The sequence below is a fragment of the Roseisalinus antarcticus genome, assembly GCF_900172355.1.
GTDB lineage: Bacteria > Pseudomonadota > Alphaproteobacteria > Rhodobacterales > Rhodobacteraceae > Oceanicola > Oceanicola antarcticus_A.
Map to the genome: position 1 here is coordinate 95,165 of NZ_FWFZ01000004.1, position 12,667 is coordinate 107,831.

Genomic DNA, 12,667 nt, shown 5'->3' on the forward strand with positions numbered 1-12,667 from the left:
CCGGACCCCGGGATATTTGAAACCAGAAGAAGGAAGGACTCATCCATGAGCCCACGCGACGAGATACCGGCACTCCGGGGCCAGGACGGCGAAGGCTCCGTCCAGGTTCACCAGGATGCCGACGCGCGGATCGAGGGGGCCAAGGTCTTTTCGGTTTACGGCAAAGGCGGGATCGGCAAGTCGACCACGTCGTCGAACCTGTCGGCGGCGTTTTCCAAGCTTGGTCACCGCGTGTTGCAGATCGGCTGCGATCCGAAGCACGATTCGACCTTCACGCTGACCGGGCATCTGCAGCCCACGGTCATCGACATCCTCAAGGAGGTGGATTTCCACCCAGAGGAGTTGCGGCCCGAAGATTTCGTCACCGTCGGCTATAACGGCGTGATGTGTGTCGAGGCCGGGGGCCCGCCTGCCGGAACCGGCTGTGGCGGCTATGTCGTCGGCCAGACGGTGAAGCTTCTGAAGCAGCATCATCTGCTGGAAGACACCGATGTGGTGATCTTTGACGTGCTGGGCGATGTGGTCTGCGGCGGGTTTGCCGCGCCCTTGCAGCATGCGGATCGGGCGGTGATCGTGACCGCCAACGATTTCGACAGCATCTACGCGATGAACCGAATCATTGCCGCCGTCCAGGCGAAGTCGGCCAATTACAAGGTCCGGCTTGCCGGCTGCATCGCGAACCGGTCGAAGGACACGGACGAGGTCGACCGCTATTGCGATGTCGTCGGTTTCAATCGGATCGCGCATATGCCGGACGTGGATGCCATCCGCCGCAGCCGTCTTAAAAAGAAGACCCTGTTCGAGATGGATGACGACGAGGATGTCGTCCGTTGCCGCGCCGAATACATGCGCCTGGCCAAGACGCTCTATGACGGGACCGAGGGGCTGGCCCCCGCGCCGCTGCCCGACCGTGAAATCTTCGAGCTGCTGGGATTCGACTGATGCGTCACGCCACCACCCTGGCCCGCGTCGAGGATTACTTCGACCGCACCGCGACCCGCACCTGGGAGCGTCTGACCTCGGACGCGCCGGTGTCGGGAATCCGGGCGACCGTGCGGGCCGGCCGCGATCGGATGCGGCAGGTCCTGCTGGACCAGCTGCCCGAGGACCTCACCGGGGCCCGGGTGCTGGATGCCGGCTGCGGGACCGGGGCGCTGGCGCAGGATCTGGCCCGGCGCGGCGCTCAGGTCACGGCCGTCGACATTTCGCCGAAGCTGGTGGAGATCGCGCGGGACCGGACGCCCCGGCACCTGGATGTCGATTTCCGGGCCGGGGACCTTTCGGATCCGGCGCTGGGGCGGTTCGACCATGTGATCGCCATGGACAGCCTGATTTATTACTCCGTTCCGGAGCTTTCCGCGCTGCTGGGGGCGCTGCGGCCGCGGGTCACGGATCGCATGGTCTTTACCCTCGCGCCGCGCACGCCGCTGCTGATGGCGATGTGGCGCGTCGGCAAGCTGTTTCCCCGCTCCGACCGCTCGCCTGTGATGGTGCCGCAAAGCGCCGCCCGGGTCGCCGCGGGCCTGAAGGGGGCGCGTGTCCCCGGCCATCTGCGCGAGGCGGAGCGGATCACCAGCGGTTTCTACATCTCGACTGCGTTTGTCCACGAGGCCCGCAAATGATGATTCCCCTCCCCCGCGCGGCCGTGCAGCGGCTGACGATCAAGTACCTGCCCTTTTCGGACGCGGCCTCGGACGATCTGCCGCTGAGCCAGCTTCTGCGGCTGTCGCTGTTCCAGATCAGCGTCGGCATGGCCTCCGTCATGCTGTTGGGCACCCTCAACCGGGTGATGATCGTCGAGCTGAGCGTCCCGGCGATGATCGTCGCGCTGATGATCGCCATTCCGGTTCTGGTCGCGCCGTTCCGGGCGCTTCTCGGGTTCCGGTCCGACAATCACCGCTCGGCCATCGGATGGAAGCGGATCCCCTACCTGTGGTTCGGGACGCTCTATCAGTTCGGCGGGCTCGCGATCATGCCGATGGCGCTGCTGGTGTTGTCCGGCGACCGTGCGCTGGATGTCGATTGGGCGGGCTATGTGGGGGCCGGGCTTGCGTTTCTGCTGACCGGGCTGGGGATGCACATGACCCAGACCGCCGGTCTGGCGCTGGCCGCCGACCGTGCCACCGACGAGACGCGGCCAAAGGTCGTGGCGCTGCTCTATGTCGCCTTTCTGGTCGGCATGGCGCTGGCCTCGCTGATCGTGGGCTGGCTGCTGCGGGACTTCTCGGCGCTGCGCCTGGTTCAGGTGGTGCAGGGCACGGCCGTCGTCACCATGCTGCTGAACGTCACCGCCCTGTGGAAGCAGGAGCGGGTGCGCCCGATGAAGCGCGAAGAGCGCGAGGCCCCGCGCCCGCTGTTCCGCGAGGCCTGGGCCGATTACATGTCCGGCGGCGATGCCGGGCGGCTGCTGGTCGTCGTCTTCATGGGCACCATGGCCTTCAACATGCAGGACGTCCTGCTGGAGCCCTACGGCGGCGAGATCCTCGGCCTGTCGGTGTCCTCGACCACGCTGCTGACCGCGATGTGGTCGGTCGGTGCGCTGATCGGCTTCGGCTTTGCCGGCAAGTGGCTGGCGAACGGGATGGATCCGCACCGGATGGCCGCGCGGGGGCTGCTGGTTGGCCTTGTCGCCTTTACCTGCGTCATCTTTGCCGATCCGCTGGGTTCGATCCCGGTGTTCTTTGCCGGCGCCAGTCTGATCGGCCTGGGCTTCGGCCTGTTTTCCGTGGCCACGCTGACGGCGGCCATGACCATGCCAACGGGCACCGCCGCAGGGCGGGGCCTTGCCCTGGGCGCCTGGGGGGCCGCGCAAGCGACCGCCGCAGGGCTCAGCATATTCATCGGGGGCACCGTGCGTGACCTCGTGAACCACGCCGCAGGAACCGGCGTGCTCGGAGAGGCGCTCGCCACGCCCGCTACGGGATATTCGGTGGTCTATCACACCGAGATCTACCTCATCTTCTTCACACTCATAGCCCTTGGTCCGCTCGTGCGCACGCGGGCCATCGAAACACGGGAACCGGTCAAGCTGCAGCTGGCCGATTTCCCCACCTGATCACGAAAGGAACGACCCATGGTTGGAGTGACATTCTGGGGCAACGTCGATCTGGCGAGCATCGCAATCTGGATGTTCTGGATCTTCTTCGCCGGTCTCATCATCTACATTCAGCGCGAGAACATGCGCGAAGGCTATCCGCTGGTCGACGACGACGGCAAGGACACCGGCATCTCGGGCTGGTCCCTGCCGACGCCCAAGACATTCGAGCTGCGCGACGGCCGCGACCCGGTCACCGTGCCGTCGGCCGCCAACGAGGCAACCCATGACCGCGGCGACCTGGCCCTGGCCCGCAGCTCGGTCTCCGACGGCTCGCCCTATGTGCCGACCGGCGACCCGATGGTCGACGGTGTCGGCCCCGCCGCCTGGGCCCCGCGCCGCGACGCGCCCGAGCTCGACGCCCATGGCCATGCCAAGATCAAGCCGCTGTCGGGCCTTGCCGATTTCTCGGTCTCGGCCGGGCGCGATCCGCGCGGCCTCGCCGTCGTCGCGGGCGACAAGGAGGTCGTGGGCCGCGTGACCGACATGATGGTCGACGTCCCCGAGCAGATGGTCCGCTATCTGGTAATGGACCTGAACCCGGAAGGCTCCGGCCAGACCCGGCTGATCCCGATGACCATGTGCCGGATCAAGTCCGACCGGGTCGCGGTGCGTTCGCTCTACGGCGCGAACTTCGCCGGCATCCCGACCACCAAATCCGCCGACGAGATTACGCTTCTCGAAGAGGACAAGATCACGGCCTACTACGCGGGCGGCACGCTTTACGCCGATCCCAAGCGGCTTGCGCCGCAGCTCTGACCAAGACCTGTCCGGCCCCGATGGACGGGGCCGGGCCAACATCCGGCCCTGCCTCGCCAGCGGCGGTCACCGACCATAGGGGGAAAGCCCGTGCACCACGACGATTTCAACTTCGAGCCGATCCGCGGATTGCCTGCCGCGCTGCCGGCCGATGAACATATTCTCTGGCAGGGCGCACCCAACGCCTGGCGCCTGGCCCGCGAGGCCTATGCGCTGGATTGGATCTTTGCCTATTTCGCCGTCATCATCGTCTGGCGCGTCGGGGCGAGCAGCACGCTCGTGCCCTTCCCCGAGGCGCTGACCCACGCGATCCCCTTCCTGATGATCGCGGCCATCGCCACCGGGATCATCTACGGCCTCGCCTATATCCAGGCGCGTTCGACCGTCTACACGCTGACCAACAAGCGGGTGACACTGCGGATCGGCGCGGCGCTCGAGATGACGCTGAACGTGCCCTACGTGAAGATCGGCAACGCCACCTGCGTGATCCGCAAGAACGGTGTCGGCACCGTCGCGTTCGAGACGATCGGCGACGACCGGATCAGCTACCTGATGACCTGGCCCCATGTGCGGCCATGGTATTTCCGCACCCAGCCCGCCTTGCGCTGCATTCCCGACGCCGCGAAAGTGGCCGAGATCTTTGCCGAGGCGGCCCAGGCCCGCGTCAGCCAACCCAGATCCAAGCGCGCAACCGGCGCCCCGATCGCAGCGGAGTAAGCGCCATGTACGACGTCAAGGAACTCAACTCCCTGCGCAACGAGATGAAGCATCAGGACCGCGAGATGGTGCCCCGTGCGCTGGTCTTCGCGATGTTCGGCCTGATGTGCTGCGCCCTTGCGCTGGTGACCTTCGAGCAGCTTTCCGGCCGCCCGAACGTCGGCGTCCTCATCGAGGCGCCGATCGTGACGGCGCGGACCGTGACCCTCGACGGTGACCGGACCGGCAATTTTGCGGTGCTGGCCGAGGACGGCAGCGTCCTGGCCCGCTCCGGCGACGAGAAAGCCGGGTTCATCGGCGTGATCGGCAAGATCATGGACCGCCGCCGGGTGGTGCACGAAGTGTCGGGCAACCCGCCGATCCAGATCGTGCGGCGCGAAAACGGCCATGTGGCGCTGCTCGACCCGTCGACGGACTTCGTCGTCGAGTTGATCGGATACGGTGCCGACAACGTGGCCGCCTTCGAGAACCTTCTGAACTGACCAAGCGACCGCGCCCGGCTTAGCCAGCCGGGTGCCACGACCGAAAAGGGAACAAATCATGGGACTATTTACGAGGGAACGCGAAACGGCGCCGTGCACGGTGACCATATCGCACCGCTTCGAGGAGCTTTCGGCGCATGTGCGCTTTGACAACGGCGCGGTGGTTCATCCCGGCGATACGGTCAAGGTGCAGGGCCCCGAGATCATGGCCGCCTTCGGCGAGATGATCGAGGAGAAGCGCACCGCGGTCATCATCCGCGCGTCGAAGCTCGAACAGATGTGGACCCGCGCGACGGGCGATTTCGAATTCATGGAACTCTGCGAGTTCTCGTTCTCCGAGGAGGCCCTGTCATGAACGTCCAGGCAGAGACCCATTCCGCCGATGCCACCACCGTCGAGGCCGGCCTCGCCGCCGACAACTTCTCGGGTCCGGTGGACAGCAAGGCCGCGACAGAGCTGGCGATGCAGAACACCCTGCTGACGCCGCGGTTCTACACCACCGATTTCGACGAGATGGATTCGATCGACGTCACCCCGGTGCGGGGCGAGTGGGACGCGCTGATCGCGCAGATGAAGGCCGACCCGAACAAGGGCCATTTCAAGAAGAACGAAGACTGGGATCACATCGACTGGGAGGGGATGGACCCCAAGCTGCGCGGTGAGTTGATCGACTTCCTGGTGTCGTCCTGCACCGCCGAATTCTCGGGCTGCGTGCTCTACAAGGAGATGAAGCGGCGCGGGTCGAATTCCGACATCACGACACTGTTTCAGCTGATGGCGCGGGACGAGGCGCGGCATGCGGGCTTTATCAACGATGCGCTGCGCGAGGCGGGGATCGCGGTGAACCTAGGGTTCCTGACCCAGGCCAAGAAGTACACCTACTTCCGGCCCAAGTTCATTTATTACGCAACCTATCTCAGCGAAAAGATCGGCTATGCCCGCTACATCACGATCTACCGCCACCTGGAGGCGCATCCGGAGAAGCGGTTCCACCCGATCTTCAAGTGGTTCCGCGAGTGGTGCAACGACGAGTTCAGCCACGGCGAGGCCTTCGCGCTGCTGATGCGGACGGATCCGAAGCTGACCGAGAGCTTCACCAACAAGCTGTGGATCAAGTTCTTCCTGACGGCGGTGTTCTCGACCATGTGGGTGCGGGACCACCAGCGCCCGGCCTTCCATGAGGCGCTTGGCGTCGATCCGGCCTGGTACGGGCAGGAGGTGTTCCGCAAGACCTCCGACATCTCGTGCCAGGTGTTCCCGCTGATGCTTGACATCGACCATCCGCGCTGGCGCCGTGGTCTCGACCGGCTGGATGCGGCGAACAGGATTATCGCAAGGGCCAAGCGCCAGGGTGGGATCGGCGGCAAGCTGAAGCAGCTTGCGGGTTCGGCCCGGGCGGGTCTTGCTTTCGTCTCCCTGCTCACGATCCCGGCGATCAAGAACGAGGTCCCGGTGTCTTCGAGGATGGAGCCGGCCTATTGAGCGCGACCAAGAATATTCGCGAATATTCTTGCGCGGGGGGCCAGCCCCCCGTCGGCCCCGCCGGGGCCGACTCCCCCCGGGATATTTCTAACCAGAAGAATGCCAAATGACCTCGCCCTGGATCGCAGCCCTTGTCGCCTTGTTCGCCTGGTGGTTTTTCACCGGGCTTATCCTGCTGGTCGTGCGTCGTGCCGATCGGACGGGGCGGGATGCGCATGCGATGACGCTGCTGCTGGCGGTGCCGGTTCTGGCCCTCGGGGCCGCGGCGCTGATCGTCACCGCCGAGGATACCTCGGTGAGTGCGGTCTATGTGGCTTTCCTGGGGGCCTTGGCGATCTGGGGCTGGATCGAGCTGTCGTTCCTGTCCGGGGTCATCACCGGCCCCGAGCCCAGGCCTTGCCGCCCGGGTCTGTCCCTGGCGGACCGGTTCTCTGCCGGATGGGGCACCGTGGCGCATCACGAGATCCTGCTGCTTGCGGGGCTGGGCCTTGTCGTGCTGATCACCGCCGGGGCGCCCAACCATACCGGGCTCTGGACCTATGCGATCCTGTTCGTGGCGCGGATTTCGGCCAAGTTGAACCTGTTCTTCGGTGTGCCGCGCATCAACCTAGAATTTGTGCCCTCGACCCTCGACCATCTCAAGAGCCACCTGCGCCGGGGGCCCGTCACCGCGGCCTTCCCGATCGCCGTGACGCTTCTGAGCTTCGCCACGGCATGTTTTGCCGAGCGGCTGATTTCGGCGGAGACGCCGGGCCGCACCGTCGAATTCGCCCTGCTGACCGCCATCTCGGGCCTCGCGCTGCTTGAACACTGGTTCATGGTGCTGCCGCTGCCCGATGCCCGACTCTGGCGCTGGATGCTGCCTGCTCCGCGCCCAACAAAAGATTGAAGACGAGAGGACGACCCATGGACTTCGATGCCCTTTTCACCAACCAGCTCGACGCGCTCAAGGCCGAAGGCAATTACCGCTATTTCGCCGAGCTCGAGCGCAAGTGCGGCAAGTTTCCGAAGGCCGCCAATCACGGTGAGGACGGTATCCGGGACGTCACCGTCTGGTGTTCGAATGATTACCTCGGCATGGGCCAGCACCCCAAGGTGATCGAGGCCATGTGCGAGGCCGTGACCCGCACCGGCACCGGCGCCGGCGGCACGCGTAACATCTCGGGGACGAACCACGATCACCTGCTGCTGGAACGTGAGCTTGCGGATCTGCACCGCAAGGAGGCCGCGCTGCTGTTCACCTCGGGCTACGTGTCGAACTGGGCCGCGCTCTCGACCCTGGGCAGCCGCCTGAAGGATTGCATCATCCTCAGCGATTCCGGCAACCATGCCAGCATGATCGAAGGCATCCGCCATTCCCGCGCCAACAAGGTCATCTGGAAGCACAACGACGTCGCCGACCTGGAGGCCAAGCTGGCCGCCTGTCCCGCCAATGCGCCCAAGATCGTCGCCTTCGAATCCGTCTATTCGATGGACGGGGACGTGGCCCCCATTCGCGAGATCGTCGAGGTGGCCGAGAAATACGGCGCCATGACCTATCTCGACGAGGTCCATGCGGTGGGCCTCTACGGCCCGCGCGGCGGCGGCATCAGCGAGCGGGACGGCGTGGCCGACCGCATCACCCTGATCGAGGGGACGCTGGGCAAGGCCTACGGCGTCGTGGGCGGCTATATCACCGGCAGCCATGCGCTGTGCGATTTCATCCGCTCCTTCGCCAGTGGCTTCATCTTCACCACCGCGCTGCCGCCCGCCGTGGCCGCCGCGGCGCGCACCTCGATCGCGCATCTCAAGGTCAGCACCGAAGAGCGGACGCGCCACCAGGCGCAGGTGGCCCGGCTGCGGGCCGAGCTTGACCGCGCCGGCATCCCGCACATGCGCAACGAGAGCCACATCGTCCCGGTGATGATCAAGGATCCGGTCAAGACCCGGATGCTGGCCGATTACCTGATGGCCGAATGGGGCATCTATGTGCAGCCGATCAACTATCCGACCGTGCCCAAGGGAACCGAGCGACTGCGCTTCACCCCGTCTCCGCTGCATACCGATGCCGAGATCGACCACCTTGTCGCAGCGCTGTCCCACCTGTGGAAGCAATGCGCAATCGCGCATGCAGTCGCTTGAAAACAGGGCTTTACGTCCCCGCTCCAAGGTCTAGTTTCTACACGGACTGGGGAGTCGTTACGACAATATCCAAAGGAAGGAAGATCATGAAACATCTGACCCTTGCCGCCGTGCTTGGCCTGCTGGCCGCGCCCGTGTTCGCGGAGAGCCATTCGATGGCACCGACCGGAGACGCCGCAGCCGGCGAAGAAGTGTTTGCCCGCAACTGCGTGGCTTGCCACGTTGTCGAAAATGCGGACGGCGAAGTGCTTGCCGGCCGCAACGCTCAGACCGGCCCGAACCTCTATGGCGTCGTCGGGCGCGATATCGCCTCGATCGAAGGGTTCCGCTATTCCGACAGCCTGGCTGAACTGGGCGAAATGGGGAACAGCTGGAACGAAGAGATGTTCACCGGCTACGTTCAGGACCCGACCGGCTGGCTCCGTGAGGTGCTCGACGATCGCCGTGCCCGCGGCAAGATGGCGTTCCAGCTGCGCAGCGAAGAAGACGCGCATAATGTGTGGGCCTATCTGCACTCGCTCGCGCCGCCCGAGATGGACGCGGAAGCGACCGACAGCTGATCTGACAGGTTCGGTTTGATCAGACAGCCCGGCCCGCGATGGCCGGGCTGTTTGCGTTCGGGGACCGGGTCAGAGGCGGCCCAGCCGCATGAGGACCGCGCCGAGCAGGGTGAGGGTCGTGGCCAGCACCTTGCCGAGGTCCAGTCGTTCCCGCAGGAACAGGGTGCCAAGCAGCAGGGCAAAAACGATGCTCGTCTCGCGCAGGGCGGTGACCAGCGCGATCGGGGCCTGGGTAAAGGCCCAGATCACGGTGGCATAGGCAATGTAGGACGCCCCTCCACCAAGCAGAAAGACGCGTCGCCCGTCTGTCGGAATCCGGCGCAACGTGCCGGGTGCCCGCCAGGCGAGGTAGCCGGCGGTCAGGATCGCGTTCCCGACCGAAAGCCAGGCGTAGTAACCCAGCGCCGTCCCGGCCGCCCGCGCCCCCAGCCCGTCGACAAGAGAATAGCCGGCGATGAACCCACCGGTCGTGATCGCAAGCAGCGCCGCGGCGCGGTTGCGCTGTCCGTCGGCCCGGCGCACCAGGGCGAGGCTGAGGATTCCGGCCGCGATCACCGTGATCGCGAGCAGCTCCAGCGGGGCGAGGTGCACGCCCAGCAGGGTCACCGAGACAAGCGCCACCAGCAGGGGCGCCGTGCCGCGGGCGATGGGATAGACCTGAGTCAGGTCGCCGATCTTGTAGGATTCCAGCAGACACAGCTGATAGCCCACATGCAGCACGAGCCCGGCTGCGATATGGGGCAGGCTGGCCGGGTCGGGCAGCGGAACGACCAACAGGATCGCCAGCGCGAAGGGCGCGTGGCCAAGCACCAGCGCACCCATGCCCAGCGTCTTGTCGCGGCCGCCCTTGATCAGGGCATTCCAGCTCGCATGAAGAAAGGCCGCGCCGAGCACGGCCAGGAAAACGCCGGTGGACATGGTAGGATGCGCCTGTCTGGGCGCTCAGAATAGGCGGCGATCCGGTCAAGTTCAATTGCCCGGACCGTGTGGCGGCGCGTCAGGAGCTTGGCAGGAAAGGCGCGTCGCTGCCCCAAAGGTTGCGGATCCTGTCGTCCCGCCCGCAGGAGCTGCGGTAGAACCGATAGGCGCTGGCCTTCGTGCGGGGGCCGGCGCGGGTCAGGATGATCTCCTGCTGCTTGTAGTAATCCTGATGGTAGCTTTCGGCAGGATAGAACGGCTGGGCCTGGAGGATCGGGGTGACGATCGGCCGGCCGAGCTCGGATTGCGCGGCGGCCTTCGCGGCCTCGGCGATCTGGCGTTCCTGGCTGTTGGCGACGAAGATCGCGGTGCGGTAGCTGGGACCACGGTCGCAGAACTGCCCGCCCCCGTCGGTCGGATCGATCGAGCGGAAGAACAGGTCCAGCAACTGGCGGCGGCTGACCATGGAAGGATCGAAGGGGATGGACACGGCCTCGTAGTGGCCGGTGCCGCCCTGTGTCACCTCGCGATAGGACGGATTGGCAACCGTTCCGCCGGTGAAGCCCGAGACGACGTCGCCGACGCCGGTCACCTTCTCGAAATCGGCCTCGACGCACCAGAAACAGCCGCCCGCGACAATCAGGGTCTCGCCCGATTGTGCATTGGCCTTGCCGGCGTTCAGCATCGCCCCGACGGTGATCGCCGCGACAAGCAGAACGGTCTTGAGCCACGTGTTCAAATTCAGCATTTCGGATCCTCCTGTTATACAACGCTCTGCTACAGACACGGATCCGACAACTCACCGGGACGTGACCTCACGGCCTCTTTACCTCTTGGAACATTTGCGGGGCCTGACTAACCTGCGCCGGATTTTCGCATTTGCAGCAAGGAAGTGGCCATGCGGATTGCCTGTTGGTCGGGGCCGCGAAACCTGTCGACCGCGATGATGTATGCCTTTGGTGCCCGCACCGATTGCGCCGTGATGGACGAGCCGTTCTATGCGCCGTTCCTGCGCGACACCGGTCGGCCGGACCCGATGCGGGAGGAGATCGTCGCAGGGCACGAGGCCGACCCGGAGCGCGTTGCCGCGCTCTGTTCCGGGCCGATCCCGGGGGGCAGGCCGCATCTCTACCTCAAGCTCATGGCGCTTCACATGCTGCCGGCCTATCCGCTGGGCTGGGCGACGGGTTGCGTCCATGTCCACCTGCTGCGGCATCCGGCGCGGGTGGTGGCCAGCTACGGGGCAAAGCGTGACGGCATCACCGCCGATGACATCGGGTTTCGACAGCAGGCCGAGATCTTCGACCGGGTCGGCGGTTTGGTGATCGACAGCGCCGAGATCCGGCGCGACCCGCCGGCGATGCTCGCCGCGCTCTGCGCCGCCATCGGCCTGCCGTTCGATCCGTCCATGCTCGTCTGGCCCCGGGGCGGGCATGCTTCGGATGGGGTCTGGGCCGCGCATTGGTACGGCGCGATCCACGACAGCACCGGCTTTGCCGGGCCCGAGGGGCCGCTGCCGCAGCTTGACGGCGACGCCGCGCGACTGGCCGATGGCGCGATGCCGGTCTACGAACAGCTCTACGACCGGAGGATCAGACCGCAATGACCGCGCCCGAAACCCTCGCCGACGCCATTTCCCGCGTCCAGTCGGCCCGGTGGCCCCAGCGGCTGATTGCACTGATCGGCGCGGCCGCGATCCAGGCTGCCTTTGCCGTTCCCGCATTTGCGCTTCTCGGGGACGAGAATCCGTTTGCCTGGAGCACGGCAATCGTCGGCGCTTTCGGCGCGGGTTTTTTCCTTTATTGGCGGCACCTCGCCGGCGCTGACAGCGCGGCAGAGCGCCTGCTGCCTCATATGCTTCCCATGGTCGCGCCCGACCTTCGCTATACGCGTCACCCGACGCTGGAGTGCCCCCTTCTTGACGATTGTCCGGCGCCGATTGGTGCCGTCTACACGCCGCAGGACGGGCTGGTCGGCACCTACGAGGGCATCCCGCTTACCTCCATGGAGATCGCGAGCTTCACCGAGGTCAGAACCGGGAGCGACAAACGTCTTGCCCCGCTCTTTCGCGGGATCGTCGTGATGGTTCCGGCCTCGCCCGACGGGGATTTTCTGTTGGCGGTCGGAAAGTCACCGCCGATCAAGGCGGAGGTCCTCGGCGGGGGGCCGATCACAAGCCATGTGTTCGATATGGCCGGGCAGGACCGGTGCATCGCACAACCCGATGGTCTTGAGCCCGAGCCCGTCGTGGACCGTCTGAAGCGCTTGCAGGGCGTTCTGCCCAAGGACGTGCATCTGCTTGCGGTCCGGCAAACCGGCGGGACTGCGCGGATCGCCTTGAAAATGGATCGGGACCCCTATGGCCTGGGGGGTGTCTTTACCTCGCGCGATACCCTGGGGCCGCTGGTCAACCAGACGCTCGGCGATCTGGGGCTGGCGCCGGCAGTGGCGCTGGTCTGGGCCGGGACCGACGAATAAAAAATCGCAGGTGGTGAAACTCTTTCCACCGGGGCTCCGTGTCTGAGGCATTCCCG

Annotated in this window: 15 protein-coding genes; 13 read left to right on the forward strand and 2 right to left on the reverse strand. The window is 65.7% G+C overall.

Annotation, left to right across the window (positions count from 1 at the left end):
• The first annotated feature begins 45 nt into the window (after positions 1 to 45).
• The 11 genes from bchL (at position 46) to ROA7023_RS05540 (ending at position 9,215) form a co-directional block, all read left to right on the forward strand.
• Entirely contained in the window at positions 46 to 942 is an 897-nt protein-coding gene (gene bchL / locus ROA7023_RS05490; protein ID WP_085878014.1) for a ferredoxin:protochlorophyllide reductase (ATP-dependent) iron-sulfur ATP-binding protein, read from the forward strand.
• Positions 942 to 1,622, forward strand: a complete 681-nt coding sequence (bchM, locus tag ROA7023_RS05495) for a magnesium protoporphyrin IX methyltransferase (RefSeq protein WP_085878015.1) — start codon at positions 942 to 944, stop codon at positions 1,620 to 1,622. The genes bchL and bchM overlap by 1 nt, the downstream gene beginning before the upstream one ends.
• Positions 1,622 to 3,055 carry a PucC family protein gene (locus ROA7023_RS05500; protein WP_085878158.1) on the forward strand — a complete coding sequence of 478 codons (1,434 nt, stop codon included), beginning with the start codon at positions 1,622 to 1,624 and terminating at the stop codon, positions 3,053 to 3,055. The genes bchM and ROA7023_RS05500 overlap by 1 nt, the downstream gene beginning before the upstream one ends.
• An 18-nt stretch (positions 3,056 to 3,073) precedes the next feature.
• Positions 3,074 to 3,853, forward strand: a complete 780-nt coding sequence (gene puhA / locus ROA7023_RS05505) for a photosynthetic reaction center subunit H (protein ID WP_085878016.1) — start codon at positions 3,074 to 3,076, stop codon at positions 3,851 to 3,853.
• A 90-nt stretch (positions 3,854 to 3,943) separates the two neighbouring features.
• Positions 3,944 to 4,570: a photosynthetic complex putative assembly protein PuhB gene (puhB, locus tag ROA7023_RS05510; protein ID WP_085878017.1), complete on the forward strand. Its 627-nt coding sequence runs from the start codon at positions 3,944 to 3,946 to the stop codon at positions 4,568 to 4,570.
• Positions 4,571 to 4,575: 5 nt separating this feature from the next.
• The gene (gene puhC / locus ROA7023_RS05515) at positions 4,576 to 5,052 is read left to right on the forward strand and encodes a photosynthetic complex assembly protein PuhC (protein ID WP_085878018.1); all 477 of its coding nucleotides are present in this window, start codon (positions 4,576 to 4,578) and stop codon (positions 5,050 to 5,052) included.
• Positions 5,053 to 5,110: 58 nt separating this feature from the next.
• The gene (locus ROA7023_RS05520; RefSeq protein ID WP_200812461.1) at positions 5,111 to 5,407 is read left to right on the forward strand and encodes an O2-dependent cyclase accessory protein; all 297 of its coding nucleotides are present in this window, start codon (positions 5,111 to 5,113) and stop codon (positions 5,405 to 5,407) included.
• On the forward strand, positions 5,404 to 6,534 hold the full coding sequence (gene acsF, locus ROA7023_RS05525; RefSeq protein WP_085878020.1) for a magnesium-protoporphyrin IX monomethyl ester (oxidative) cyclase: 1,131 nt from the start codon (positions 5,404 to 5,406) through the stop codon (positions 6,532 to 6,534). Before ROA7023_RS05520 ends, acsF begins: the two co-directional genes overlap by 4 nt.
• 106 nt (positions 6,535 to 6,640) lie before the next feature.
• Entirely contained in the window at positions 6,641 to 7,423 is a 783-nt protein-coding gene (puhE, locus tag ROA7023_RS05530; RefSeq protein WP_085878021.1) for a putative photosynthetic complex assembly protein PuhE, read from the forward strand.
• A 17-nt stretch (positions 7,424 to 7,440) separates the two neighbouring features.
• Positions 7,441 to 8,655, forward strand: a complete 1,215-nt coding sequence (gene hemA / locus ROA7023_RS05535; RefSeq protein WP_085878022.1) for a 5-aminolevulinate synthase — start codon at positions 7,441 to 7,443, stop codon at positions 8,653 to 8,655.
• Positions 8,656 to 8,741: 86 nt separating this feature from the next.
• Complete coding sequence (locus ROA7023_RS05540; RefSeq protein ID WP_085878023.1) at positions 8,742 to 9,215, forward strand: c-type cytochrome; 474 nt, start codon at positions 8,742 to 8,744, stop codon at positions 9,213 to 9,215.
• A 69-nt stretch (positions 9,216 to 9,284) separates the two neighbouring features.
• Here ROA7023_RS05540 and ROA7023_RS05545 read toward each other — a convergent pair whose 3' ends face one another.
• Positions 9,285 to 10,133, reverse strand: a complete 849-nt coding sequence (locus tag ROA7023_RS05545; RefSeq protein WP_085878024.1) for an EamA family transporter — start codon at positions 10,131 to 10,133, stop codon at positions 9,285 to 9,287.
• A gap of 79 nt (positions 10,134 to 10,212) precedes the next feature.
• Positions 10,213 to 10,881, reverse strand: coding sequence for a peptide-methionine (S)-S-oxide reductase MsrA (msrA, locus tag ROA7023_RS05550; protein ID WP_085878025.1), 669 nt, complete (start codon positions 10,879 to 10,881; stop codon positions 10,213 to 10,215).
• Between the two features lie 150 nt (positions 10,882 to 11,031).
• On the opposite strand from msrA, the gene ROA7023_RS05555 reads away from it, so the two are divergent.
• Positions 11,032 to 11,739 (forward strand): sulfotransferase-like domain-containing protein, encoded by a 708-nt coding sequence (locus tag ROA7023_RS05555; RefSeq protein ID WP_085878026.1) that lies wholly within the window; start codon positions 11,032 to 11,034, stop codon positions 11,737 to 11,739.
• Positions 11,736 to 12,611, forward strand: coding sequence for a hypothetical protein (locus tag ROA7023_RS05560; RefSeq protein WP_085878027.1), 876 nt, complete (start codon positions 11,736 to 11,738; stop codon positions 12,609 to 12,611). The genes ROA7023_RS05555 and ROA7023_RS05560 overlap by 4 nt, the downstream gene beginning before the upstream one ends.
• Positions 12,612 to 12,667 lie beyond the last annotated feature (56 nt).

Coding starts and splice junctions, on each gene's coding strand:
- bchL (WP_085878014.1), top strand. CDS start 46: ATGAGCCCACGCGACGAGATACCGGCACTCCGGGGCCAGGACGGCGAA.
- bchM (WP_085878015.1), top strand. CDS start 942: ATGCGTCACGCCACCACCCTGGCCCGCGTCGAGGATTACTTCGACCGC.
- ROA7023_RS05500 (WP_085878158.1), top strand. CDS start 1,622: ATGATTCCCCTCCCCCGCGCGGCCGTGCAGCGGCTGACGATCAAGTAC.
- puhA (WP_085878016.1), top strand. CDS start 3,074: ATGGTTGGAGTGACATTCTGGGGCAACGTCGATCTGGCGAGCATCGCA.
- puhC (WP_085878018.1), top strand. CDS start 4,576: ATGTACGACGTCAAGGAACTCAACTCCCTGCGCAACGAGATGAAGCAT.
- ROA7023_RS05520 (WP_200812461.1), top strand. CDS start 5,111: ATGGGACTATTTACGAGGGAACGCGAAACGGCGCCGTGCACGGTGACC.
- acsF (WP_085878020.1), top strand. CDS start 5,404: ATGAACGTCCAGGCAGAGACCCATTCCGCCGATGCCACCACCGTCGAG.
- puhE (WP_085878021.1), top strand. CDS start 6,641: ATGACCTCGCCCTGGATCGCAGCCCTTGTCGCCTTGTTCGCCTGGTGG.
- hemA (WP_085878022.1), top strand. CDS start 7,441: ATGGACTTCGATGCCCTTTTCACCAACCAGCTCGACGCGCTCAAGGCC.
- ROA7023_RS05540 (WP_085878023.1), top strand. CDS start 8,742: ATGAAACATCTGACCCTTGCCGCCGTGCTTGGCCTGCTGGCCGCGCCC.
- ROA7023_RS05545 (WP_085878024.1), bottom strand. CDS start 10,133: ATGTCCACCGGCGTTTTCCTGGCCGTGCTCGGCGCGGCCTTTCTTCAT.
- msrA (WP_085878025.1), bottom strand. CDS start 10,881: ATGCTGAATTTGAACACGTGGCTCAAGACCGTTCTGCTTGTCGCGGCG.
- ROA7023_RS05555 (WP_085878026.1), top strand. CDS start 11,032: ATGCGGATTGCCTGTTGGTCGGGGCCGCGAAACCTGTCGACCGCGATG.
- ROA7023_RS05560 (WP_085878027.1), top strand. CDS start 11,736: ATGACCGCGCCCGAAACCCTCGCCGACGCCATTTCCCGCGTCCAGTCG.